Raw genomic sequence first — 22,958 nt, forward strand, 5'->3', positions numbered from 1 at the left:
AATTCTCCTTTCATGAAATAATTTTTCTACCACAATAAAAAATTCACAATGCCATAGTTTTCTCAAAGTATAACATTGCAAATTTTTTATGTCAATTATATGATTTATATATTCACAAAGCAAATTTTTATACTTTGAAAATACTTATTTATATTTTACTTAATTAAAATTAATTCTTACTTTTTTTTATCAATGATCCTGACTTAATTATGGAATCACCATATTTTTTACGTATGCTATCAATAGCAGCCTCTATTTTGTCTATCTTGCGTACACTGCTTTTTTCATTATCAATTTCCAGCATATTAAACATAGATATCTGTTCATCTTCATTATATTTTGAAAATCCACTAAGGCTTATACCCAGTAGCCGTACCGGTAGTCGTTCATTCCAGTTTTTCTCCAGCATTTCAATTCCTGCAGAATAAATTTCTTTTACCAGATAAGTTTCCGTTATAGTTCTTTGCCTGGTAATGGATTGAAAATTGGAATATTTAATATTAATTTGTACTGTATGCCCTTTTTTATTATATTTACGAGCAGTCATTCCAACTTTATCTGAAAGTTCCATAAGAATAACTTTTGCACTTTCTATATCTGAAATATCATGAGCCAATGTGATTGATTTGCCAATAGACTTTACATCCTTATGTGAATGAGGTGTTACTGGTGAAACATCAATTCCATTGGCAAATTGATGAATCTCAGCCCCTACTTTACCTAATTTTTTTATAAGATATCTTCTGTCAAAGTTGGCAAGTTCTCCAATAGTTTTAATTTTCATTTCTCGGAGCTTTCGTGCAGTTTGCTTCCCTATACCATTCATAAATTCAACTGGCAGCGGCCATAATTTAAGTTCAATATCCTTTTTCCAAAGTTTCGTAATCCCCAGAGGTTTTTTCATTTGAGAGGCCATCTTTGCCAGGAATTTATTTTCAGATATGCCTATAGAACAATCCAATCCCAGCTCACTATTAATATGTTTCATAATACATTCTGCTGTTTGATAGGATCTTCCAAAGATTCTTTCACAGCCCGTCATATCAAGCCATGCTTCATCAATACTATTTTTTTCAATAACAGGAGTGTATTTAGAAAGTATTCCCATAACTTCTTTGGACTTCTGCTTATAAAAACAATGATCAGGAGGAATAATTATTATATTAGGACAAAGTTTTAATACTTTATGTAAAACCATAGTTGTTTTAACTCCAAACTTTCGTGCTTCATAATTTGCAGTTAGAATAATACCTGACCGATTCTTGGGATCCCCTGCTACAGCAGCAGGTTTGCCAATAATTTCAGGATGTCTTGTTGATTCACAACTTATAAAAAAAGCATTCATATCTACAAGAAAAATTACCCTATGCACAGTTACACCTACTTATTTTAAAATTAATTTTTATATGGTTATTCTAAATCATTGTAATTATCCTAATTTGTCACCCTTTTCAACAGTCTGCTTATGTAACAACATTCTAATTACAATTTTAATAGTTTAGCACACATTTTTCAATATAGTTACTTCCTTACTTACAAGCTATAAATTTACGGTTCATTCAAATGACTTTAACTTTTGAGAAATATTTATAAACAATTTAAAGAATATTCACAAAATAACGATAATTTCATATTATATTATATGAAGAATTTAGTAAACTACTTTAAGTTCTTACTAAAATACGAAAATACGAACACCAGTGTAAACGTATGCTTAAATACTGAAATTGCTAAAGCGAGACTTTTATCTAGATATGAAATCATCATAAAGGGGGCTATATATTTATGACAAACTTAGATCCTCTGGAAGAAAAATCAACAGAAAATAATCATAGCATAGTACAACCAACTGAAGAGTTAGATAAAATTACTGACCCTGTACCAGAAGATGACATATCACCTATAGTATTAGTTTTATGTACAGCTATTCCTATGATTATATTAATTATATTATTTCTATAGAACCTTAGCAGGTTCTTTTTTCATGGATTCCAGACTGTCATTTGTTTTCGCCGCAAATAGCAGAACCTTAAAATACATTTTCTAGTATTCTATCTATTTTCATAGTGACCACACGCCTTTTCATTTACTAGACCTATTTAAAATAAATATATACTTATTTTACAATATAAAATTTTGTGACATAACTATTGGAATATGCAATGATAACGTTACAAATCTGTATTATTATAATATAATGGGTAAGGAAATAAAGCATTAATTATTTTTAGACAGGAGTAGATTAAGATGAAAGACAGTAAAAAAATAAGCGTAAGACTATATGCATTAATAGGATTTATTATAGCATTTACACTGATTATCAGCAGTTTGTCATGGATTACCTTTAAAAACTTTAATGAAAGACATAAAAATAGGTTACAAGTAACTGCTGAATATATCAATATGGTTGATATAGCAAGACAGGCTCAAGTTGATTTCAAAAAACAGGTACAAGAATGGAAAGATATCTTACTAAGAGGTTACGACCCTGAATCTTTCAAGAAGTATTACTCTCAGTTTTCACAGGAAAATGATAATGTTCAGTCACAGCTATTAAAACTTAAAGAAGATATGACAAAACAAGGTATGGATACTTCTTCAGTTAGTACATTATTAAACAATCATAAAGAACTCTATGATAAATATAATAAGGCAATTCAAAGCTATGACCAAAATAGTATAGAAAGCTACCGGATAGTAGATGGATTGGTAAAAGGTATTGATAGAAAATCTACTGATGATATGGATTTATTAGTAAAACAAATACAAGATAAATCAAAGCTGGAAACGGAAAAAATGATGAAACAGTCTGATACTGATACAAGTAACTTTAGTAGAAATTTGATTTCTATTTCAATTCTTGGCATCATTTTAATTATTTTCTTTACTATTTTGATTATTTTTACATATAAAGATATTACAAAGTTTATAGAACAATTTAAGATATTAATGGAACAAGCAGAAAATGGAGACCTTACCATTAGGGGTGAAATATATAAAAAAGATGAATTAGATCAACTTACTGAAAGGTTTAATAGATTTATTGACAGAATTAGAAACTTGATTCATAAAGCTAAAGAGACAAGTATACAAGTATAATTGTAGCATCTTCCTCTGACGTAATAACGAAAAGCACAGATGATGTTAGCAAAACAGCTATAGAAATTTCAGACAATATTACCAACTTAGCTGAAAGTGTCTCAAAACAAACTGACTTAGCTGAACAAAGCAATAAATCTGTCAATGGTGTCGTAGAAGGGTTAAATCGTATAACTGAAAATACAATATGTATTATGGAACTTGTAAATAATGCAATAGAAACTGTAACCAATGGGACTGCAAATTTGAAACATCAAAGTGATAGAATGTCCAATACTGAAAAAGCATCACAAAATGTAACAGATGTAATCTCTGGCCTATCTGCAAAATCAAGTGAAATTGGAACGGTTGTGGAATTCATTAATAATATTGCAGAGGAGATAAATCTATTATCTTTAAATGCCTCCATAGAGGCGGTCAGGGCTGGTGAAGCTGGTAGGGGCTTTACTGTAGTAGCCAATGAAGTAAAAAATTTGGCAGAACTCTCAAAAGAGTCTGCACAAAAAATAAATAATTTAATATCAGAAGTACAAACAGATATTAAAAAAGCTGTTGATGAAGCAATTAATACAAAGGTTTCAATAGAAGAACAGGCAATTTCACTTAAACTTACAGAGGATTCGTTTAACCTCATAGAACACTCTGTTTTTGAAATGACTAATAAAATAAAAGAAATGACCAATGAAACAAGAGAAATTAATGCAAATGCAACATTCGTGGAGAAGTCTGTAAAAAATATAGTAACATTAATAGTACAAAATGCCGCTCATACGCAAGAAGTTGCTTCTGCAACTGAAGAACAGACAGCTTCTGTTGAAGAGGTGGCATCCTCTATTAATCATCTTGCGGAGATGTCAAATAGTTTACATAAGTCACTAAATAAATTTAAAGTATGATTAATAATTGTGTAATCTTGTTTGGGGCACAACATTTAGATAAGTTGAAGCAGGTGTATATGCATAAAAAGAGAGGTATTCGCCTCTCCCCTATTTATCTCTATTTAGTTTTTCTTTCATAATTTTCCTTATCTTCATACCTCTTACTTCCCTATTAATCCACAAGTTATCAACAACTTATCCACAGGTTATTCACATTATCCACAATACTCCATTAATTGAACCTTCAAAATGAAAATGAGCACCTAATAATGATAAGTGCTTATTTTCAATATTCTTTTATTTTAAGGGTGCAGTAATTTATATAAACCTATGATGGTTGCATTTAAACTTATAGTGTCCTGCAACCACAGACACTGGTCTAAATATTTTCAATGCTTTGGATATTATATACTTTACTATGTATTATATTTGCTAATTGTTATGATATCATTATGCGTATGTTAAAAGATATAAAAATAAGCACCTAAATGACGGTGCCTATTTTTAATAACATTATTTTAAAGGAGTCTAAACTTATACTATCCTGTGGCAGTTGCATTTGAGTTTTAAGTGCCCTGCAACTACAGACACCAGTTTATATTTACGCTTAAGGGGGCATACTTTATAAACTACTTATTCAACATTGGTACTTGTCCACTGAATGTACTTATGATTATAAGTAGTATTTGTTACAACTTAATGGCATAATGATTAACTATTTGTGAACAAAAAGAAGCTGTTTAAAATTAATATATACTTATTTTAAAATCATTGATTTTTTTCAATCCATAAATCATAAACAAAACTCCTAAAAAACTAATATAATTGCATAAATAAATATGCCAATATGACATCTCAAAAAAATTTTACACCAGAAATCCTATCATTATTACTTTATTCGCTTTAATCAATACGATTCTTTATATTTGAAGTTATTCATAGCCCTATACTCAATGTCCCCAGCCTTAGTCCCTGTGACATTAAGCATTTCCTCTACTTTTTCCTAAGACATACATTTATTATTATCGTATCTATAAGTAAAATATTGTTCTTATTATATAATTATGTTAAGCCAGCGGTGTAGAATTCGATTAGTTTACATATGGGCAACTGATATCGCTATCCCTTTAAGAAGGGAGATGATACAATACGCACTATTAAAGTCAATACATAATGCCAAAATAGATAAAGTACAGATTGTGTACTGTTATAAATTCAATATTTAAGGCATACTTCCGCTACTAAGTTATTTGAATTAGGATAAGAACCAAAGACAGTTCAGTAACCACTCGGCCATAGTAATATATCTACCACCCTAAATATATACTCATGTATTAGGAAGGTATGAAGAAAAAATCAGCATCAAAATTAGATGATTCACATGAAAATATGAAGATAAAATAATACTCCTTTTCTTTTATAAAAATCTATAAGGGTAAAAAGAGGGGTAAATTTTTATTTAGGGTAAAATAAAAAACACCGAAATTCAGTGTTATCAATACTTTATGGCGCACCCAGCAAGGCTCGAACCTGCAGCCTCTGGATTCGTATTTTTAATAACTATAATTTTATATATTTATTCACATCTCTCGATAATACTTAATTTAACACATTTATTTTACTATAAAGTATGATAAATATTGATACGTATATATACCTAGTGTGTTAAAAATGTGCTAAATAAAATTAGTACTATTCATAGATAACTCAACGGTTTTTAAGACATTTCTCTTGTTAATTTTAACTTAGAGTTTTTAATTAAACTTCCCTTATATTTTACAATATTTATGCATATATTTCTTTTCCGTTACATGATAGGATATTTTTAAGGAAAAATATAAATGCTAGTTTAATCACTATCGTACGTCTTATAAATATGAAGAGAGGAATATTAAACTCCCCTCTTTAACTATATTTTTCAATTTGCATCATAGTTGTAAATCAATGCGACTTATGAAAGATATAAAATAACTGAATAAATAGTAATTTTATATACAGGTTATTTTTATAACAGGAAAATAAATTATATTTTAAGGAAGTTGAATAATATGAAGATTACTGTGATAAATGGAACCGAAATAAAAGGTTGTACCTACCATATAAAAGAAAGTTTTTTAGAGATTTTGCGTGATGGAAATGAAATAACAGAATTTTATTTACCAAAAGATTTGCCTCATTTTTGTTGTGGATGTAAAAAATGTTTTTTTAAAAGTGAACAATTTTGCCCTCACGTAGAGTATGTTATGCCTATATGGAGTTCTATTTTGAATGCTGATTTGCTTATATTTGCATCTCCTGTTTATGCACTAAGAACTACTGCACAGATGAAAACTTTGCTTGATCATTTGTGTGTACATTGGATAGTACATAGGCCCGATGAAAGAATGTTTAATAAAAGAGCTGTAATTTTGACAAATGCTATCGGTGTATTTAACGGTGAAGCACAAAAAGACATTGCAACAAGTCTATCTTGGCTCGGTATCTCTGACATTAAAAAGTTGGGCATAGGATTGCTTGAAGGTGTTATTTGGAATGAGCTATCCGATAAGCGTAAAAATATTATTATCAGAAAAACTAAAAAGATTGCCGAAAAATATAAAGAAACACGTACAGCACATAAGGGAATAAAAGTAAGCATGAAGTTCATCATAAGTAAAATGATGCATCAGGCTGTTGCAAAAAAAGAAAAAACATTATCGGTTGATAACCAGTATTGGGTTGATAAGGGCTGGATAAAGGTATAAATGATCGTTTTTATATTGATTATAACCAAATCTTTGCTCGTAAAATTTCAATTTGTAGAGTTGAGGTAACATAATTTTAGCTTCAGTTCTATCGTATCTCTCATTAATAAGCAAGTGGGTAAATGATTACGGAATAGCTGGTTCTGATGCCTTGAAACCCAAAATGAAAGGGCGGCGACCACAAGTGGCACAACCGAAAGATATTAGTTCTGATAAGAGTAGAAAAATAAATACAGATGCAGAATACCTTAAACAACTTGAAGAAGAAAATCTTAAACTACGAATCGAGAATGCCTATTTAAAAGAACCGAGGAGGCTGCGTTTAGAGGGAATACCTCAGAACAAAAAGCGAGAATCATCCACAGCCTCCGAGGAGAATTCAAATTAAAAGATATTCTCGCAATTACATGTTATCCGAAAGCCACATATATGTACTGGCAACAAAGATTTAATCGTAAAAATCCAGATGAGGAACTAGAACAGTTAATTCTTCAGATTCGTAAAGAACATAAAGATTTTGGATATAGACGAATTTATGGTAAATTGCAGAAACAAGGGATAGCTGTGAATCACAAGAAAGTACAACGGATTGTTCAGAAATTGGGAGTTCAGGTAACTTCATTTACCCGAAAGAGCAGAAAATATAGCTCATATAAAGGTAAGGTGGGTAAGGTCACACCAAACAGGCTTCGTCGTCGATTTGGCACGAGTATTCCATATCAAAAGATCACTACAGATACTTCTGAATTTAAGTATTACGAGGTTGATGAAAAAGGAAGAATGGCAATAAAGAAACTTTATCTTGACCCATTTATGGACTTGTATAATCGAGAGATCATAAGTTATGGAATTTCACAGAATCCTTCCGCAGTAAATATAATGAATGCTTTAAATAAAGCCATAGAAATAACTGCTGACTGCAAGTATCGCAGAACCTTTCATTCTGACCAAGGTTGGACTTATCAGATGAAGGCATATGCACACGCTTTAGAAGCAAACAGAATATATCAAAGTATGTCACGTAAAGGGAATTGCCATGACAATTCAGTAATGGAAAACTTCTTTGGGATTATGAAACAAGAAATGTATTATGGTGTTGTTTATTATAGTTACGATGAGTTGAAATCTGCTATTGAAGAATATATACGATATTATAATGAACGAAGAATTAAGCAATCATTAAACTGGATGAGTCCTGTAGAATATAGGATCTGGCTTAATATTGCATAAACAAATTGCGTACCAGTAAAAACTGATACGCAATAAAGTCTAACTTTAAGGGGTCACCTCAGTAGCCTAGGGCTTTTTAGTAATTATTTCACTAATTCTTATTACCAAACTTTATTAATAATCAATTCCCAAAAATATTATACTAACATAACATAAATATTGAAATAATAAATATAAGGAGAAAATGAACATTGAAAAATTATTATTGTCCTTTTGATTACTATGACGACTACTATGATGATTATGGTAACTATTTTAGAAAATCAAATGTTAGTCCTGAAGCAGTACAAAAGCATATTGGCCGAATTGTACTTATCCGCCTTAAATGGCATGGCACAATCACAGCTTGTATAGATAGTCATGACGGGCTTACAGGTGTAGTAACTTTAACTGTATTCACACACTTTGGTCAGGCACAACTTCGTATTCACTATAGCGCAATATTAGGTATCACTCCTATTCACGTAAGCCCTAATCAGGGTAAAATGCCATCTAATGAAAATCCGTCTCATGGTGTTCAGCCCAATGAAAACCTCACTCATAGTGGATGGCAGGGTTCAAATAAAGACTTGAAGTAGTTATTTCAATTCCTTCTTTTACTTGAACGTGTAATTTATTAAACATCAAAATTTAAAAAGCCTAGTAGGATCTTTTTCCCACTAGGCTCTTATTATCATACTTTATCTTAAACCCTGCTCATAAGCTTCAACCATTTTCTTAACCATGTTTCCACCTATAGAGCCGGCTTCTCTTGAAGTAAGATCTCCATTATATCCATTTTGTAGATTTACTCCTACCTCTCTAGCTGATTCCATCTTAAATCTATTTAAAGCTTCTCTAGCCTGTGGAACTACCAAATTATTACTGCTACGTGTCATAATCAACACTCCTTTACATAGTAATCTTTACTTCTTATACTTAAAGTTTGTACATTTCTATAAAAAAATACTCTAGGTAATTGAATGATCTTTTAACAATATTTATTAAAATAAATTAAGCAATAACAATTAAACTAATAAAAAATATCATAAATAAGTATATTTTTTACTTCAATTATAATATAATAATAAGGTATGTAGGTGAGTGATTACAGAGAAACTGTAAATTTATAAAATCATGTTATACGAGAAAGAACCTATATATGAACAAGTGACTTCTCCCAAAAGTTACTTGTTATTTTCTTTCTTTAGTTTATCTATTTTAACTTTAATACCCGTCAAAATATTATTTTTCGAAATACTGTTCTTACTTTCAAAAAACATTTTAAGTTTATCTTGTTTATAGCAGAAAACTGAAATAATACATAAACTCAATATCTCTGTAATTGAAAGCACTACAATGCACAAAAAGAAAAAGTTCATTCACATTACCCCCTTTCATTGTGCCAACTTATTATCCCTGTAATCACTCATACAGTAATGATAAAAAGGGGGAATTCTATATAACATGAATCATTACTATTAAATACATTATAGCATAATAATGGTAATATCTTAAAGATAATAAATTTATGTATTTTTTATATTTGTATAAACAAATTTTTAATTGCCTCTCTAAAATTATTTAACATAATTATTTCAACAAACAAAACAATATATTACAAATATTCTATTAATTAACATCACCTTTCAATTTTCTCAATCCTTTTATACAGTCTTTATAAAGTATACCCTTAAGCTTTTTATGTAAAATAGAAATTCCAATTTAAAATTAACTTATAGTTTCTAAAAATATTTTTGATAAATTGGATAAAATAAACGACTCCAAAATTAACAATTTATAATACCAATATTATCAGTAATAAAAGCCTCAGCCGGATTTGCAAGATTGTAATTTACCCGCACCGTACTTCCTTCTGATATTTCTGGTATAACAGGATACTTTTTTTGGCCTACCGGAATAATACCCCACCTTATTATTTTGCTTTTCAGCTTTAAGCTTTCACTTATTTGGTAAGTAACAGAATCAACTATATAGCAAACGGTTATTATTGTAGAAAAGTCCAGTCCTTTATTTTTAACTTTCGTAACAATGCCATTCGTCACCTGAGTGCATAATGCTCTCTTTTTTTCCTCATAATATTCAATCCACCTTTTAAAATTCCCAATCGACTTCACCCATTTCATAGAAATTTCAATCTATGTTCAATCCCTTATTTTTCGAAAATATAGTATTATATCCTAATAAAGAATACTTAAGGATATTAACCTTATAAAAATAAAATATACTATTTTATAATATATGTAAATAAATTTAAGATATAGTTCTCTTTTGTTTTAAATATAGTAAGTTGAGTATAATGCTTAATACCATAAAGATACTTTAAAGTCACTTATTGTTGTTCTAATTGGTGAAAGCCCTAGGATTACCCCTGGGGCTTTCTAAATCCTTAATTTGACATAATACTATATTTCCAAGTATTATGCTATTTGTAACAACAATATATTCTACATCTGGTTAAACAACTTATCAAATAGTATTTTATTTCTCTTCTGTGGATCTTGAATTAGTTTGTTATAAGGGATGATTTCCATATATGCTTTATATGAATCTATATATTTATAATACCCCATACTATCTGGAGTTTTCTTCAAATCTTCAAGTTTTGCATATCTTCTCATTTTGCTGTCAATGTTACATAAAATATAGCAAAAAAATCTAACGTTTTCGGTATCGCTTAAGAATTCTCCATCTTTACTTTTAATTTTCCCCTCTATAATATCATTCATATATTCCTTAACTTGCCTAATTGGATTCTCTTCATCAGTATAGTTTTCTCTTCCAGGTCTTTTAAATTCAATTATAGTTATATTTCTATATGGTTGCGTATTCTCGTCTGTAAAAGCAAATGACCCTACTCCAATTTGATAGACACTAAGAATCCCTATATAATAAAAATAAGAACCTTCTAGAAACTATAAAGATAATTCATAACAAGAGTCATAGAATCACCTGATGCAAAAGTGAAAGAGGGGGTGTGATTTTGAAAAGTAAATCCTTAATAATTAGATTCATATATAATAACGACAATTATAACGATTATATTAACTATATACTTTTTATAGGTGACATTCAGAACAATAAATTAATACCTGATAATCTCATATAGGGTATTTATCTTTCTTTATTATTATGTTACTGGTTGTGTTATTTTGCATTAAAAAAGACCCTTACATATAAGCAAAAGCCTTGATATTGGCGCACCCAGCAGGGCTCGAACCTGCGGCCTCTGGATTCGAAGTCCATCACTCTATCCAACTGAGCTATGGGTGCTTATTAATTTTATTCTAAAAATACAAATGGAGCGGGTGAAGGGAATCGAACCCTCATAACTAGCTTGGAAGGCTAGCACTCTACCATTGAGTTACACCCGCATAGAATTCTTCTTTATTTGGAGCGGAAGACGGGATTCGAACCCGCGACGTTCACCTTGGCAAGGTGACGCTCTACCACTGAGCCACTCCCGCAATATATATAAACGTATACTTTCCACACTATCTTAACCAGCTATAATAAAAACACATTATTGATAAAATTGGTGCAGGTGAAGGGAGTCGAACCCCCACGCCATAGGCGCTAGATCCTAAGTCTAGTGCGTCTGCCAATTCCGCCACACCTGCATTTAAAACAAACATAGGTCAAATACTTTAAGATACCAACTGGTGGCTTACCGGGGAATCGAACCCCGGACACCATGATTAAAAGTCATGTGCTCTACCAACTGAGCTAGTAAACCATTGGCTGGGATGGCAGGATTTGAACCTACGAATGGTGGAGTCAAAGTCCACTGCCTTACCACTTGGCTACATCCCATTAAACTGGGGTGAGCGATGGGACTCGAACCCACGACAACCAGAACCACAATCTGGCGCTCTACCAACTGAACTACGCTCACCGTATTATTTTGGTACGCCATCGGGGGCTCGAACCCCGGGCAACCTGATTAAGAGTCAGATGCTCTACCAACTGAGCTAATGGCGCATATCTATGGTGCGTCTTAAGGGATTCGAACCCCTGGCCCACGGCTTAGAAGGCCGTTGCTCTATCCAACTGAGCTAAAGACGCACGCCTGGAGCGGGTGAAGGGAATCGAACCCTCATAACTAGCTTGGAAGGCTAGCACTCTGCCATTGAGTTACACCCGCACAAATCGCTTCATAAGCAAACTAAATCTGGACAGTTTACTTAGAATCAAATGGTCGGGGTGACAGGGATTGAACCTGCGACCTCATGGTCCCAAACCACGCGCGCTCCCATCTGCGCCACACCCCGACGTTAAAAGTACTAAAAGTATTAATACCTTAAACTAAAAATTACCTACAACTCTTGACGACATTAATTATTCTACACGATATATATTAATTCGTCAATACCTATTTTCTAGTTTTTTTATTTTTCTTTAAATTCCTTTAATATCTGGACTTACAATTCCTTTCTGCATATCTATAGTTACAACACTATTGAACCCATCCCTAGGTACAGAGGGACTTCCTGGATTAATAAACCATATTCCCTCTTCATAAACTATTTGTGATATATGAGTATGTCCAAATAAAACTATATCAGCTTTCCGTTCCAAGGCTCTGCATTTTAGCCTAGATAAACTATATTTAACATCATATCTATGTCCGTGAGTTATAAAGAACCTTTTGCCACTTATGATTTCTAATCTCTCAACAGGAGCATCTACATTAAAATCACAGTTACCACTTACATTAATAATAGAGCCTGTATAAATCTTTTTTATTTCATTAACATCCTGAACATTATCTCCTAAATGAATAATTAGTTCTGTGTTATACAGTACATCCACAACTTTATTTATGAACTTTTTATACCTATGAGTATCACTTACTACCCCTATATGCAAACTTATACCTCCTTCATAAGGTACCTCATTTCCTTTTCCAACTCTTTTAACGCCATAGCTCTATGACTTATACAATTTTTAAGTATAGAATCCATTTCCCCAAAGGTCATGTTATATTCCGGTATATAAAATAATGGATCATATCCAAATCTATTGGTTCCTCTTTCTTCTTCACATATTATACCCGCTATTTCTCCCTGGACCTCTAGAGCTTTACTGTCATTTATTATTAATGTAATTGCACATACAAATTTAGCCTTTCTATCCTCATAGCCTTTATATTCCAAAAGTTTTAAAAGTTTTTCATTATTTTTTTTATCATTTCCATGTTCCCCTGCAAATCTTGCAGAATATACCCCCGGCTTTCCATCTAGCCCCCTTACCACAAGACCTGAATCATCTGCCAGTACCATACACTTAATTTTCAGCAAGTCATATATAGTTTTAGCTTTTTTATAAGCATTTTCTTGAAATGTAGTTCCATCCTCTACAATATCAATATCTATGTTAGCCTCTTTCATAGATATAACTTCTATTGGATATTTAGAAAGTATTTGTTTTATTTCCTTTATCTTATTAACATTATTGCTTGCTACTATTAATTTTTTCATTACTCCCCACCTGTTCCTATCCATAGAGAATCCATTTTTAAACTATCCTTTTGTGCACTAATCATACTTTTTATTCCTTTTTCTGCTAAAGCTAAAAGTTCTTTTAAATCTTCCCTGGTAAAAGGATTTTGTTCTCCTGTGCCTTGTATTTCAACAAATTCTCCTGAATCTGTCATCACTACATTCATGTCTACTTTAGCCCTAGAATCTTCCAAATAACATAAATCCAACATTCTTGTATCATTTACTATTCCCACACTTACAGCGCTTACAAAATCTCTTATAGGATATATAGTAAAAGGATTTTGTTTGTGAAGTTTATTCACAGCATCAACCAAAGCTACAAAAGCACCGGATATAGATGCAGTTCTGGTACCTCCATCTGCCTGGATCACATCACAATCAACCCATATAGTTTTTTCTCCTATGGCCCTTAAATCTACCACGGACCTAAGAGCCCTGCCTATTATTCTTTGAATCTCCATAGTTCTCCCGTCAATTCTACCTCTATTTATATCTCTAGCCTTTCTTACTTGGGTAGCTCTAGGAATCATATTATACTCACAGGTAATCCAACCTTCTCCTCTCCCTTTTAAAAAAGGCGGTACTTTATCCTCTATAGAAGCGGTACATATTACCTTTGTATCTCCATTTTCTATTAATACAGAGCCCTCTGCATATTTTGTATAATTTCTGGTTATCTTTACAGGTCTAATTTGGTTACATTTTCTACCATCGACTCTCATATTCTACCTCCACAATTAAAACTATATTCTTCAATTATACCCTAATTATTTTAATTTTTCTTCTAATATAAATAATTCATCTCTTCCAGGAGCATCTATTTCCTCTTCCTCGCCATTGCAAATTAGCTTATATCCACCTTTAGTAATTTCTCCCACAACACAAGCTTTAATACCTTCATTCTCCAACATGCGAACTAATTCTTCACCTTTTGGAGTTGTAATAAGCATACTTCCCGATGAAATTAACTTTAAGGGATCTATTAAATAATGACCGCATATTTTTTCTGTTATCTTAGTTATTGGTAACTTATCTTTGTAAACTTTAAAACCAACTCTACTGGCCTCGGCAATTTCCCATAGAGCCCCTAGTATTCCTCCTTCTGTTATATCATGCATAGAATTAACTCCAAATCCTCCTGATAATATTCCCTCTTTAACCACACTTATTTGTTTTATATAATTCTTAGCTTCATTTATCTCTTCTTTAGTAAGTAAACCAATCAATTTATCTTCATAGTCATTCACTATAATACTAGTACCTTCCAAGCATAAACATTTCGTTGCCACTATATCATCTTTTTCTTTTGCTCCTGACGTAGATACTGCTTTTCCCTTATCACCTTTTCCTATGGCAGTACAGGATATTACTATTTTATTCACTGCACTGGTTACTTCAGTATGTCCTCCTAAAATTTCCACATTTAACTTCTTAGCTTCGTCACTAATTTCTCCCATAAGTCTATTTATATCCTCTAAAGAAGCTCCTTCAGGCAAAAGTATTGTAACCAAAAGGCCTACCGGCTCAATCCCACAAGATGCTATATCATTACAGTTTATATGTACTGCAAGTCTTCCACTATTTATATTGGCTCCAGTAATAGGATCCGTGGAAACAACACACTCTTTATCCCCAAAATTTATTACACTGCAATCCTCTCCTATTCCACTTCTTACTCTAACATCATTTCTTTCAACAGATCTATTTTTATCTATTATACTTTTTAAATCTTTCCAGTCTAGCTTTCCAGCTTTCATAAAATTTCTTCCTTTCTAAAATAAATAAGAACTATTTTTCATCCTACTTCATATTATTTATATAAGGATTAATTTATGGTAGGTGTAAATATTTTGAAATATATAGGACCTTTTTTGAGAATTAATAAGATAAACCCCTATAATATTAAACATCAATTATTTTATTTCTCAAAAGAATCTTTAAAAGAAATTGTATTACATTCAAAGTGTGGAATTTTTACCCCAATCAAAGAACTAAACACAAAAAATATATCTAACTTTGATATTACCACATTTAAAGATGTTTCTCCACTTCTATGTATATATAGAAAAGCAAATCCTATCCTTATAAACATGGATAACAAACTTTGTTGGAATGAGGATAAATTTAAAAAAGAAATAAACATAGATAGCAATGCATTTATGACCTTGTGCTTGCTGGAACTTTCAGACTACTATACCTCTTTTTATAACATAGATAAGAATAAATACAATTTAAAACCACTTTACAATTTAATATGTAAAAATCAACTGGAATTTTATGCTTTACATTTTAGAAACGTACAAGGTATTTTTATTGACAAAAAACATGAAAGCAATTCTGCTCCTGAGGATTTAAAATTCATAGAAAAAAACAAAAAATTCAAATTCTCATCTCAAGCTCTTTTGATGGCTGCTTATTACAAATGCAGTCTCCTTCTTGAAAATGAAGAAAAAGAAGAATTTAAAAACTTTTCTTTTGACATTTTAAATATGCTTATTAATTCAAAAGAAGAACTATACGATTTATCTTTTGAAGAACTTACAAAATTATGCTTTGGTTTAAATATATTTTATAATTATTCAAAAGACAATCAATGTAAAGACTTAATATTAGACATATCCGAACTTTTATTTGAAAAGTATTATAAAGAAAACTCCCAATCCAGTATATTAAAAAACATAGATGTGGAAAATGATGCATTAAACTATATAAACTATACTTTAATATATAGAAACACAAATATTATGAAATCCAAAGATAATGCAAAATTTATATCTGAAAGACTTTTAAAACTCTATGATGCAGAGAAAGGATTGTTTATAAAAAATACATCCAAAAAAAATATAGAATTTACATCTCTTGAAATTATGCTTTATCTTATGGTTTTTATGATAGATACAGCTTTATATAGAGATGAAAATAAAAATAATTTAGTAGTGCTAGATATTTTTAAACGTCAACTAATCGATTCAGGTATAATTTTAAGTTGGCCTGAAACCCCTAATTTAAATGATGTAGAAAGATATAGGAGTTTTTCCCTTAAATCAGAAGATTTATTGGAAGAACAAAATTTCAGACCATCTTCGATTCCTTCGCCAGAATCCTGCGAAGTAGCCCCTGTTTTTGCTAAATATGTAACTTACAGTAGAAAAAAAGAAAATTTTAAATCTATAAAGGCTTCTTTCGATACCTATAAAAATATGTTCATATTTTTCCTTGTAATACATTTTTTTAAGCCAGAATCGCCTTTAAATGTATAGATTAAATATATTTTTAGAAATAAATTTTATAATTTTAGGACATAATAATATAACCTAAAGTACAAGCACCTTAAGTATATAAGAATAATCAACAAAAAACCATTTTTAAAATATTTTATAATCCCTTAAATTCATCCAGCTTCTATAAGGAGGGTGATACCTAATGATGGATATTAATTGTTCTGAAAATTGTGTTCATGAAAAAAACGGAAAATGTACTTTAAACTACGTTACTCCTATTACGAGCCTTTCCTCTTTAGAAACGAACTGCATATATTTTACTCCTAAAAAGAAATCCAATAATGAATCTACTCATCTTTAAAATATGGGGGATAAGTTATTTAAAATTGATCTACATTTCTAATTTGACATAAGATCTCATCAAGTGATTCTTGGGTTCAGATGGAGTTTGATATAGGGAAATACTTATCTCCATCTGAACCTTATTAACAGTATTCTTAGTGTCTTTAGCACTTAGAATACGTTATCCTTTAGGGGAAGAACTTACCCAGATGCGTTAGAAATGCTTATCTCCCACTTTGAAGAAGGTAGGAATATTAGGGCTGGCAGCATTCAGATAAATATAAAATAAGATCCTTTTTAAAAATACTTTACATAATTTAATTTTTCCACAAATAAGCCTTATCCAATTTTATATTGCCCATTTTATTAGTATATACATCTTTTACATAATTTCTTGTAACAATAACCGTTTTATTAAAATATATAGGTACTATTGGCATATCTTCGAGCAATAAGTTTTCCATGTCTTTAAACATTTCCACCTTTTTATTTACATCTTTTTCAAAAACTGTACCAGTGAACTTATTATCAAATTCTATATTACTATATCCATATAAATTATATGTAGAAGAAGATTGCCATATTTGAAAAAAGGGTAGAGGATAATTATAATATCCTTCATAATATATTTCTGCCATATCGTAATTGCCATTTTTTATTTCATTATTAAACGAGTTTAAATCATATCCTACACATTTCACATTTATTTTTATATACTTTTTTAGATTTTTTGCTATCTCATCACATACCTTTTTATTTTCAACTGAATTTACATATATAAGTTTTAAAGATTTCTTTTCGTCATTATAATCTAAATTTTTCATAACCTCTAAAGCTGCCTCTTCATTGGCACTTTCTGAGAAAAAAGATTTATTTATGAAATTACTCTCTAATCCATTGTCCACACAACCAGGTATATATGAATTTGCCAGTGTTACCGTATCTTTCAATATATTTTTAACTATGTTATTCCTATCAATAGAAAGGGATACTGCCTTTCTAAAATTAACATTACTTACAATACCCTTCCCTTTTAAATTAAAAACTATTCCCGTACCCTTTAATTCAGTGTCAGTTATATATTTGTCTTTTTTCTCAATGTTTTCAATTTCTCCTAAAGGAGGGTCTGTAAATATATTTATCCTGTAATTGTCAAATCCCGCCAGTGCACTTTCACTGGTTTTTAAAGAAGTTACTACTATGGTATTACTTTTTACTTTACTGGCATTCCAATACTTAGAATTTTTCTTTAAAGTTATTTCCTGCTCATCGGACACATTAGATATAGTAAAACTCCCTGAATACAATATGGAATTATAATATTTTTTCCAATTTATAATCTTGTAATCAATAATTCTAAGTGAATATATAGGTTGAGCAAGTATATTCAAAAAATAATTACAAGGATAATTTAACCTTATAGATAAAGTATCTTTATCTATAGCAGTAACAGCTACATTTTTAAAATCACATTTACCCTTTCTATAATCTTCCGCACCAAAAATGCAATCTAATTGAGCCCCATATATATTTTTTACATTTACACTTAATATATGAGAGAAGAAATCCACAAAATTATATGAAGTTATATCAGTTCCATTACTCCATTTTGCATTTTTTCTTATTTTAAAAGTGTAGCTGGTTCCTTCATCGCTTACACTCCAGCTTTCTGCCAGAGACGGAATTATCTTTCCATTAGCATCACTACTTACCAAACCTTCAAATGCATTGGCAAGTATATCCTTTTGCCGTACATTATCTGAATCCAACATTATTAAATCATCCGGTAATTCTCCTAAATTATATACTAAACTATTTTTATAGCTGTTAGTCTGAATTTCCTTAGTTTTTTTCTCCAGTGCCCCTCCGCTTAAAGTTATAGAAATCACACCAATCACTGATACAATTATTATCACGTAAATAAGTTTTTTCATAATTTTCTCCTCATCTTATCTATGGGATACTAATTAAATTATTGTCACTTAACCATAAAAATAAACAAATTGTATTATAATATTTTTAATATCTTTTTTTTATGATATAATGTTCACGTATATTTAAGCGGCGATATTGTCCTTAAAATTAATATTATGGAGGAATATAAAATGATACTTGCTATAGAGATATTTGGTATTTTAACTATGTGCACTATAATATTCGTGTTAATTTGGGGACTTATAATAATTAAACAGACACTATCTCAAATAAAGTATAAAAATTATCTTTTGGAAAAAATAACTCAATATATGCATATGCTTATAAAGAAAGATATTAACATAATAGAGCAAGAAGAAGAAATAAGAGACCTTAAAGAATCAAGTGATTCTTAGGTTCAGATGGAGTTTGCTATAGAGAAATGCTTATCTCCATCTGAACCTTAGAAAAGCTTATCCAGGCGCGTAGCAGTGCTTATCTACCACTTTGAAGAAGATGGGAGTATTAGCTAATTCCAGCGTTCGGATAAGTCTCTTATTCTTATGAAATTTAATATTTACCTATTTCTTCTTCCACTAATTTATTTACAAGCATAGGATTGGCATTACCCTTGGTCTTTTTCATGACCATACCTATCATAAATTTCACTGCTTTTTTCTTGCCCTTTTTATAATCTTCAATGGACTTTGGGTTTTCTTCCATAACCTCTTTTACAACTTTTAAAATTTTCTCTTTACTGCTATTTTGAACAAATCCCTTTTCGTGTATTATTTGTCTGGGACTTTTGCCTTTATAAAACATTTCCTCAATGACCTTCTTACCTATATTATTGGAAATAACACCGCAATTTATAAATTCAATCAACTCCGCTAAATCTCTTTCTGTAAAATTTAAGTTATTTAAAGGAATTCCTGTTTCCTTCGCAAGCCTTGATATATCCCCTGTAATCCAGTTGGAAACGGACTTTGGATCTCCACTTAATTTAGCTGCATTTTCAAAAAAATCTCCTATTTCCATATTTAAAATTAAAATTTCTATTTCCTTTCTAGAAATTTTAAATTCTTCAACAAATCTGTCTATCTTTTTATCCGGAAGTTCTGGAATAGTTTTTCTTATGTTATCTATATAATTATCTGAAATGTTTATGGCCGTCAAATCCCCTTCCGGAAAATACCTATAGTCATTAGCATATTCTTTGCTTCTCATAACTTCAGTTACATTTTTGGCATCATTCCATCTTCTAGTTTCCTGCCTTACCTTTTCTCCTGATTCTATTAAATCACTTTGTCTTTTATACTCATACTGGATGGCCTTCTCAAGCGCCTTGAAAGAATTCATATTCTTTATTTCAGTTTTTACTCCCAATTTCAGATTATGCTTGGGTCTTATGGATATATTGCAATCACATCTGAGGGAACCCTGTTCCATCTTACAATCTGATACTCCTATAAATTTAAGTATATTTCTTAAATCTTCAAGATATGAAACTGCCTCCTTTGAAGTCCTAATATCTGGTTTTGACACTATCTCTATAAGGGGTATTCCCGCTCTGTTATAATCGATCAATGTACCTTCATCTGTATGTATAAGTTTTCCTGCGTCCTCTTCCATGTGTATTCTTTCAATACCTATTCTCTTCTTTTCACCCAAGTGATTTCTTATCTCAATAAAACCTTCCCTGCAAATAGGTATTTCCTGCTGAGTTATCTGATAATTTTTAGGGCAATCGGCATAGAAATAATTTTTTCTATCCATTCTACTCTTATTATTTATAGAACAATTAAGAGCAAGTCCTGCTTTTATAGCATATTCCACTACTTTTTTGTTTAGCCTTGGAAGGGAGCCTGGGAGCCCAAGGCATACAGGACAAACATGTTTATTGGGTTCACTTCCAAATGCAGTGCTGCATCCACAATATATTTTAGTCTCTGTTAAAAGTTCTACATGGACTTCAAGACCAATAACAGCTTCAAATTCCATAGTTTCTATCCTCCTTTTGTATATCTGGAGTAATACTATGCCATTTAGTGGATTGTTCAAAACTATAGGCTACATTAAAAAGTATGTTCTCCCTAAAATAACCAGACATAATCTGAAGTCCTACTGGAAGACCATCTACCATGCCACAGGGAATAGATATAGCAGGTATACCTGTTATATTGGCCGGTACAGTATAAATATCCGACAAATACATTGCCATCACATCTTCTTTTTTTTCATCTATTTTAAAAGCTGTAGTGGGACACGTGGGAGAGATAATTGCATGAAATTCCTTCATTATATCTTCAAATTGATTTCTTATAAGTTTTCTAACCTTTAGAGCTTTTTTATAATAATCATCATAATATCCTTCAGAAAGTACATAAGTTCCAAGAACTATTCTTCTTTTTACTTCACTGCCCAATCCTTCGCTTCTGGATTTAAAATATATGTCCACTGCATCTTTAAAGTTTTTCGATCTATAACCATATCTTATTCCATCAAATCTGGCAAGATTAGAAGAAGCCTCAGCACTTGCAATTATATAATAAGCTGCCAGTGCATATTCTGATAATGGAATTGAACATTCTTTAATCTGTGCTCCATTTTCTTTAAGTACCAAAATTGCTTCTTCTACAGATTTCCTAACCTTATCATTCAATCCTTCTCCAAAATATTCTTTAGGTATCCCTATCCTCATTCCCTTAATATCTTTGCTCAAGCTTTTACTGTATTTGGGTACTTCCATATCTGCTGTAGTAAAATCCCTTTTATCCATTCCAGATATACACTCAGTTAAAAGTGCACAATCTTCTACATCTGCTGCTATAGTTCCTATTTGATCTAGGGTGGAACCAAATGCAACCGCCCCATATCTTGAAATTCTACCATAGGTTGGTTTTAAACCCACTACTCCGCAAAAAGATGCAGGCTGTCTTATAGAACCTCCTGTATCGGTACCAATGGATAGTGCAGCTTCTCCTGCTGCCACTGAGATTGCAGAACCTCCTGAAGACCCTCCTGGCACCCTATTCAGATCCCACGGATTCCTAGAGAGTTTTATAGAACTATTTTCCGTAGAAGAACCCATGGCAAATTCATCCATATTAGTTTTACCTATAATTATTCCCTGATGAAACTTTATTTTTTCTACGACATGTGCATCATAAGGTGATATATATCCTGTTAACATTCTAGAAGCACAGGTATTTTGCATATTTTCTACACTTATATTATCTTTCACAGAAATAGGTATACCAAAAAGCTTTCCTAAAATTTCACCTCTGCTTATTTTTTTATCTAATTCCTTTGCCTTTTGCAATAAACCTTCTGATGCTACATATAAATAAGCTCCTAACTTACCATCTACTTCATCTACTCTATCTAGATAGGTCCTTGCAATTTCTTCTACACTTATTTCTCTATTTTTTATCATATCTTTTAATTTATGTGCAGTTATTGTCATATAATTCAATCACCCCTATCTCATATCAAGTGATTCTTAGATTCAACATATCTTATTTTGGAATTATTTTACCACCTTAGGCACTACTATATATTCCTGAAAGTTACCAGGAGAATTATCTAGTACCCACTGTATATCCAAAGAAGATTCTAAAATATCTTCCCTGAATTTATTTTCCATATAATAAGGATTTACAATTATATTCTCTTCTTCTGTATAAAGCTCATCCAACTTTTCCATATACTCTAATATTTTATTTAAATCTTTTACAAGTTTTACTTTTTCTTTTTCCTCAAATTCCAATCTGGCCAGATTTGATACATACTCCACATCTTTTATTGTAATGGTCATAAAATCCTCCTTTCACATCAAGTGATTCTTAGGTCAGATGAAGTTTGCATATAAGGAATGCTCTTCTCCATCTGAATCTTATTAACAGTATTTTTAGTGTCTTTAGCACTTAGAATACGTTATCCTTTAAAGGAAGAACTCATCCATAGGTCAGCGTACTTATCATCACTTTCGAGAAGCTAGGATATTAGCTAATTCCAGCCTTCGGA

24 protein-coding genes and 11 tRNA genes are annotated in these 22,958 nt (G+C 31.1%); 11 read left to right on the forward strand and 24 right to left on the reverse strand.

Annotated features, from left to right (window positions below; genetic code table 11):
- Positions 1-169: 169 nt before the first annotated feature.
- Entirely contained in the window at positions 170-1,372 is a 1,203-nt protein-coding gene (locus CKL_RS16735) for a DNA polymerase IV (protein ID WP_012103770.1), read from the reverse strand.
- Positions 1,373-1,785: 413 nt separating this feature from the next.
- On the opposite strand from CKL_RS16735, the gene CKL_RS21025 reads away from it, so the two are divergent.
- From CKL_RS21025 to CKL_RS16765, 7 genes are all read left to right on the forward strand, one after another.
- Positions 1,786-1,962, forward strand: coding sequence for a hypothetical protein (locus CKL_RS21025; protein WP_012103771.1), 177 nt, complete (start codon positions 1,786-1,788; stop codon positions 1,960-1,962).
- Positions 1,963-2,247: 285 nt separating this feature from the next.
- A complete protein-coding gene (locus tag CKL_RS16740; RefSeq protein WP_012103772.1) occupies positions 2,248-3,099 on the forward strand; it encodes a HAMP domain-containing protein in 852 nt (283 codons plus the stop codon).
- Between the two features lie 194 nt (positions 3,100-3,293).
- Positions 3,294-3,995 carry a methyl-accepting chemotaxis protein gene (locus CKL_RS16745; protein ID WP_012103773.1) on the forward strand — a complete coding sequence of 234 codons (702 nt, stop codon included), beginning with the start codon at positions 3,294-3,296 and terminating at the stop codon, positions 3,993-3,995.
- A 2,030-nt stretch (positions 3,996-6,025) separates the two neighbouring features.
- Positions 6,026-6,721 carry a flavodoxin family protein gene (locus tag CKL_RS16750; RefSeq protein ID WP_012103774.1) on the forward strand — a complete coding sequence of 232 codons (696 nt, stop codon included), beginning with the start codon at positions 6,026-6,028 and terminating at the stop codon, positions 6,719-6,721.
- 184 nt (positions 6,722-6,905) lie between these two features.
- A complete protein-coding gene (locus tag CKL_RS16755; protein ID WP_049759135.1) occupies positions 6,906-7,109 on the forward strand; it encodes a hypothetical protein in 204 nt (67 codons plus the stop codon).
- Positions 7,079-7,951, forward strand: a complete 873-nt coding sequence (locus CKL_RS16760) for an IS3 family transposase (RefSeq protein ID WP_242649506.1) — start codon at positions 7,079-7,081, stop codon at positions 7,949-7,951. The genes CKL_RS16755 and CKL_RS16760 overlap by 31 nt, the downstream gene beginning before the upstream one ends.
- Before the next feature lie 191 nt (positions 7,952-8,142).
- Positions 8,143-8,529 (forward strand): hypothetical protein, encoded by a 387-nt coding sequence (locus CKL_RS16765; RefSeq protein WP_012103777.1) that lies wholly within the window; start codon positions 8,143-8,145, stop codon positions 8,527-8,529.
- 102 nt (positions 8,530-8,631) lie between these two features.
- Here CKL_RS16765 and CKL_RS16770 read toward each other — a convergent pair whose 3' ends face one another.
- From CKL_RS16770 to CKL_RS16785, 4 genes are all read right to left on the reverse strand, one after another.
- Entirely contained in the window at positions 8,632-8,829 is a 198-nt protein-coding gene (locus CKL_RS16770) for an alpha/beta-type small acid-soluble spore protein (protein WP_012103778.1), read from the reverse strand.
- A 288-nt stretch (positions 8,830-9,117) separates the two neighbouring features.
- Positions 9,118-9,312, reverse strand: coding sequence for a hypothetical protein (locus CKL_RS16775; RefSeq protein ID WP_012103779.1), 195 nt, complete (start codon positions 9,310-9,312; stop codon positions 9,118-9,120).
- A 408-nt stretch (positions 9,313-9,720) separates the two neighbouring features.
- Complete coding sequence (locus tag CKL_RS16780; RefSeq protein WP_012103780.1) at positions 9,721-10,077, reverse strand: hypothetical protein; 357 nt, start codon at positions 10,075-10,077, stop codon at positions 9,721-9,723.
- A gap of 321 nt (positions 10,078-10,398) precedes the next feature.
- Positions 10,399-10,680 (reverse strand): hypothetical protein, encoded by a 282-nt coding sequence (locus tag CKL_RS16785; RefSeq protein WP_012103781.1) that lies wholly within the window; start codon positions 10,678-10,680, stop codon positions 10,399-10,401.
- Positions 10,681-10,934: 254 nt separating this feature from the next.
- On the opposite strand from CKL_RS16785, the gene CKL_RS21650 reads away from it, so the two are divergent.
- Entirely contained in the window at positions 10,935-11,060 is a 126-nt protein-coding gene (locus tag CKL_RS21650) for a hypothetical protein (protein ID WP_278184429.1), read from the forward strand.
- A gap of 87 nt (positions 11,061-11,147) precedes the next feature.
- Here the strand turns inward: CKL_RS21650 and CKL_RS16790 are convergent.
- From CKL_RS16790 to CKL_RS16860, 15 genes are all read right to left on the reverse strand, one after another.
- Positions 11,148-11,224 (reverse strand) — tRNA-Arg (locus CKL_RS16790).
- A 27-nt stretch (positions 11,225-11,251) separates the two neighbouring features.
- Positions 11,252-11,325: transfer RNA gene (locus CKL_RS16795), tRNA-Gly, on the reverse strand.
- Between the two features lie 18 nt (positions 11,326-11,343).
- A tRNA-Gly gene (locus CKL_RS16800) sits at positions 11,344-11,418 on the reverse strand.
- 69 nt (positions 11,419-11,487) lie between these two features.
- Positions 11,488-11,571, reverse strand: a tRNA-Leu gene (locus CKL_RS16805).
- Between the two features lie 40 nt (positions 11,572-11,611).
- Positions 11,612-11,687 (reverse strand) — tRNA-Lys (locus tag CKL_RS16810).
- 2 nt (positions 11,688-11,689) lie between these two features.
- Positions 11,690-11,764 (reverse strand) — tRNA-Gln (locus CKL_RS16815).
- Positions 11,765-11,770: 6 nt separating this feature from the next.
- A tRNA-His gene (locus CKL_RS16820) sits at positions 11,771-11,846 on the reverse strand.
- 10 nt (positions 11,847-11,856) lie between these two features.
- Positions 11,857-11,932: transfer RNA gene (locus CKL_RS16825), tRNA-Lys, on the reverse strand.
- 7 nt (positions 11,933-11,939) lie between these two features.
- Positions 11,940-12,016: transfer RNA gene (locus tag CKL_RS16830), tRNA-Arg, on the reverse strand.
- Between the two features lie 5 nt (positions 12,017-12,021).
- Positions 12,022-12,095: transfer RNA gene (locus CKL_RS16835), tRNA-Gly, on the reverse strand.
- A 51-nt stretch (positions 12,096-12,146) separates the two neighbouring features.
- Positions 12,147-12,222: transfer RNA gene (locus tag CKL_RS16840), tRNA-Pro, on the reverse strand.
- A gap of 127 nt (positions 12,223-12,349) precedes the next feature.
- Positions 12,350-12,820: a metallophosphoesterase gene (locus CKL_RS16845; RefSeq protein ID WP_012103783.1), complete on the reverse strand. Its 471-nt coding sequence runs from the start codon at positions 12,818-12,820 to the stop codon at positions 12,350-12,352.
- A gap of 2 nt (positions 12,821-12,822) precedes the next feature.
- Positions 12,823-13,431, reverse strand: a complete 609-nt coding sequence (locus tag CKL_RS16850) for an XTP/dITP diphosphatase (protein ID WP_012103785.1) — start codon at positions 13,429-13,431, stop codon at positions 12,823-12,825.
- Positions 13,431-14,177 (reverse strand): ribonuclease PH, encoded by a 747-nt coding sequence (gene rph, locus CKL_RS16855; RefSeq protein WP_012103786.1) that lies wholly within the window; start codon positions 14,175-14,177, stop codon positions 13,431-13,433. The genes CKL_RS16850 and rph overlap by 1 nt, the downstream gene beginning before the upstream one ends.
- 45 nt (positions 14,178-14,222) lie before the next feature.
- The gene (locus CKL_RS16860) at positions 14,223-15,212 is read right to left on the reverse strand and encodes an AIR synthase family protein (RefSeq protein ID WP_012103787.1); all 990 of its coding nucleotides are present in this window, start codon (positions 15,210-15,212) and stop codon (positions 14,223-14,225) included.
- A gap of 93 nt (positions 15,213-15,305) precedes the next feature.
- Here CKL_RS16860 and CKL_RS16865 point away from each other — a divergent pair, with 93 nt between their 5' ends.
- Positions 15,306-16,715: a hypothetical protein gene (locus CKL_RS16865; RefSeq protein ID WP_012103788.1), complete on the forward strand. Its 1,410-nt coding sequence runs from the start codon at positions 15,306-15,308 to the stop codon at positions 16,713-16,715.
- 163 nt (positions 16,716-16,878) lie between these two features.
- Positions 16,879-17,037 (forward strand): hypothetical protein, encoded by a 159-nt coding sequence (locus CKL_RS16870; RefSeq protein WP_012103789.1) that lies wholly within the window; start codon positions 16,879-16,881, stop codon positions 17,035-17,037.
- Between the two features lie 298 nt (positions 17,038-17,335).
- Here CKL_RS16870 and CKL_RS16875 read toward each other — a convergent pair whose 3' ends face one another.
- Positions 17,336-18,952 carry a peptide ABC transporter substrate-binding protein gene (locus CKL_RS16875; protein WP_012103790.1) on the reverse strand — a complete coding sequence of 539 codons (1,617 nt, stop codon included), beginning with the start codon at positions 18,950-18,952 and terminating at the stop codon, positions 17,336-17,338.
- A gap of 156 nt (positions 18,953-19,108) precedes the next feature.
- Here CKL_RS16875 and CKL_RS16880 point away from each other — a divergent pair, with 156 nt between their 5' ends.
- The gene (locus CKL_RS16880) at positions 19,109-19,348 is read left to right on the forward strand and encodes a hypothetical protein (RefSeq protein WP_012620943.1); all 240 of its coding nucleotides are present in this window, start codon (positions 19,109-19,111) and stop codon (positions 19,346-19,348) included.
- A 154-nt stretch (positions 19,349-19,502) separates the two neighbouring features.
- Here CKL_RS16880 and gatB read toward each other — a convergent pair whose 3' ends face one another.
- The 3 genes from gatB to gatC form a co-directional block, all read right to left on the reverse strand.
- Positions 19,503-20,933: an Asp-tRNA(Asn)/Glu-tRNA(Gln) amidotransferase subunit GatB gene (gatB, locus tag CKL_RS16885; protein ID WP_012103792.1), complete on the reverse strand. Its 1,431-nt coding sequence runs from the start codon at positions 20,931-20,933 to the stop codon at positions 19,503-19,505.
- Positions 20,923-22,398 carry an Asp-tRNA(Asn)/Glu-tRNA(Gln) amidotransferase subunit GatA gene (gatA, locus tag CKL_RS16890; protein WP_012103793.1) on the reverse strand — a complete coding sequence of 492 codons (1,476 nt, stop codon included), beginning with the start codon at positions 22,396-22,398 and terminating at the stop codon, positions 20,923-20,925. The genes gatB and gatA overlap by 11 nt, the downstream gene beginning before the upstream one ends.
- Before the next feature lie 63 nt (positions 22,399-22,461).
- On the reverse strand, positions 22,462-22,749 hold the full coding sequence (gene gatC / locus CKL_RS16895) for an Asp-tRNA(Asn)/Glu-tRNA(Gln) amidotransferase subunit GatC (RefSeq protein WP_012103794.1): 288 nt from the start codon (positions 22,747-22,749) through the stop codon (positions 22,462-22,464).
- Positions 22,750-22,958: the final 209 nt, after the last annotated feature.

Source organism: Clostridium kluyveri DSM 555 (genome assembly GCF_000016505.1).
Lineage (GTDB): Bacteria > Bacillota > Clostridia > Clostridiales > Clostridiaceae > Clostridium_B > Clostridium_B kluyveri.

What these genes read in the sequence shown, in the direction of transcription:
- CKL_RS16745 (WP_012103773.1), top strand. Translation starts at nt 3,294, where the DNA reads ATGGAACTTGTAAATAATGCAATAGAAACTGTAACCAATGGGACTGCA.
- CKL_RS16860 (WP_012103787.1), bottom strand. Translation starts at nt 15,212, where the DNA reads ATGAAAGCTGGAAAGCTAGACTGGAAAGATTTAAAAAGTATAATAGAT.
- gatC (WP_012103794.1), bottom strand. Translation starts at nt 22,749, where the DNA reads ATGACCATTACAATAAAAGATGTGGAGTATGTATCAAATCTGGCCAGA.
- CKL_RS16775 (WP_012103779.1), bottom strand. Translation starts at nt 9,312, where the DNA reads ATGAACTTTTTCTTTTTGTGCATTGTAGTGCTTTCAATTACAGAGATA.
- CKL_RS16785 (WP_012103781.1), bottom strand. Translation starts at nt 10,680, where the DNA reads ATGAATGATATTATAGAGGGGAAAATTAAAAGTAAAGATGGAGAATTC.
- CKL_RS16780 (WP_012103780.1), bottom strand. Translation starts at nt 10,077, where the DNA reads ATGAAATGGGTGAAGTCGATTGGGAATTTTAAAAGGTGGATTGAATAT.
- CKL_RS21025 (WP_012103771.1), top strand. Translation starts at nt 1,786, where the DNA reads ATGACAAACTTAGATCCTCTGGAAGAAAAATCAACAGAAAATAATCAT.
- CKL_RS16870 (WP_012103789.1), top strand. Translation starts at nt 16,879, where the DNA reads ATGATGGATATTAATTGTTCTGAAAATTGTGTTCATGAAAAAAACGGA.
- CKL_RS16880 (WP_012620943.1), top strand. Translation starts at nt 19,109, where the DNA reads ATGGAGGAATATAAAATGATACTTGCTATAGAGATATTTGGTATTTTA.
- CKL_RS16740 (WP_012103772.1), top strand. Translation starts at nt 2,248, where the DNA reads ATGAAAGACAGTAAAAAAATAAGCGTAAGACTATATGCATTAATAGGA.
- CKL_RS16850 (WP_012103785.1), bottom strand. Translation starts at nt 13,431, where the DNA reads ATGAAAAAATTAATAGTAGCAAGCAATAATGTTAATAAGATAAAGGAA.
- gatA (WP_012103793.1), bottom strand. Translation starts at nt 22,398, where the DNA reads ATGACAATAACTGCACATAAATTAAAAGATATGATAAAAAATAGAGAA.
- CKL_RS16750 (WP_012103774.1), top strand. Translation starts at nt 6,026, where the DNA reads ATGAAGATTACTGTGATAAATGGAACCGAAATAAAAGGTTGTACCTAC.
- CKL_RS16875 (WP_012103790.1), bottom strand. Translation starts at nt 18,952, where the DNA reads ATGAAAAAACTTATTTACGTGATAATAATTGTATCAGTGATTGGTGTG.
- rph (WP_012103786.1), bottom strand. Translation starts at nt 14,177, where the DNA reads ATGAGAGTCGATGGTAGAAAATGTAACCAAATTAGACCTGTAAAGATA.
- gatB (WP_012103792.1), bottom strand. Translation starts at nt 20,933, where the DNA reads ATGGAATTTGAAGCTGTTATTGGTCTTGAAGTCCATGTAGAACTTTTA.
- CKL_RS16770 (WP_012103778.1), bottom strand. Translation starts at nt 8,829, where the DNA reads ATGACACGTAGCAGTAATAATTTGGTAGTTCCACAGGCTAGAGAAGCT.